Origin of the sequence: Vibrio sp. 10N.261.52.A1 (assembly GCF_002876325.1) — a bacterium.
GTDB classification, from domain to species: domain Bacteria; phylum Pseudomonadota; class Gammaproteobacteria; order Enterobacterales; family Vibrionaceae; genus Vibrio; species Vibrio chagasii.
On sequence record NZ_MCYD01000109.1, the window covers coordinates 1 to 1,105 of the forward strand.

The window sequence follows — 1,105 nt, forward strand, 5'->3', positions numbered from 1 at the left end:
GTATCATGACTTTATAAATATAAATCAGATAGTTAATTAAACGTCATGGTTAGGGCTTACTTAAAAGACGATACGCTTGTCAAAAGCGCGTTAGTAAGTTCTCAGTTTTTGCTCAAGCTCGAAGGTAATCCATACAAAATGCCAGTAGAGCATTCTGGGAGCTCTTTGAAAAGCATACTCCAAAAAGTCTCCAAGGAGAGCGGGGGGCAACTGAGACTTAAAAGGCTTAAAGAAAAAAAGTTAACGGCTGCCGAACTTCCACTTGCTTACAAGCAAAAAAGTGGAGGGTTTGTCGTGCTTGCTAAGTTGTCAGATAAGCAAGCACTTGTTCAACATCCTCATCAAGCTTCTCCAGAAGTCATACCCATAGAGACTCTCCAAGATGAATGGACTGATCAAGTTATTCAGTACCATGAAAGTGGGAGCAAATTTGATATTTCGTGGTTTATTCCTGAGTTCGTTCGTCATCGCAAGCTTTTTAGCGAAATCTTAGTCATCTCTTTATTTCTTCAAATGCTTGCACTTATTCTTCCTCTCTTCTTCCAAGTTATTATGGATAAGGTGCTGGTGCATCAAGCATTGTCAACGCTTGACGTTTTAGTTATGGCATTGGTAGTGGTTGGCTTGTTCGAAGTTGTATTAAAGGGGCTGCGTGAATACTTACTTTCTCATACGACTACCCGAGTCGACATTCGACTCGGCAGTACGTTGTTCAAGCATTTATTGGGTTTACCGTTGCTTTACTTTAAAACACGCCAAGTCGGTACGATTGTTATGCGAGTAAGGGAGTTAGATAGCATTCGTCACTTTTTAACAGGAGCAACGTTGACATTGTTTGTTGATGTCAGTTTTACGTTTGTCTTTTTTGCGGTTATGTACTCTCTATCTGCTCCATTAACGTTACTCGTTCTTGCGAGTATCCCATTCTATGCTTTGGTTGCAGGTCTGAGCTCCAAGCCACTAAAGCATAGAATTGAAGCTCAATTTAGTTGTGGTGCCAAGAATACCGCTTTTCTAACGGAATCGCTCAATGGGATAGAAACCGTTAAGAGTTTAGCCATAGAGCCACGTTTCCAAAGGAAATGGGAAGGTCAAACGCAAGAGT

The 1,105-nt window shown here is 41.0% G+C and carries 1 protein-coding gene; it reads left to right on the plus strand.

Annotated features, from left to right (window positions below; translation table 11 throughout):
* Positions 1-165: 165 nt before the first annotated feature.
* A partial coding sequence (locus tag BCT81_RS01410) for an ABC transporter transmembrane domain-containing protein (protein WP_241908132.1) occupies positions 166-1,105 on the plus strand: 940 nt, incomplete at its 3' end.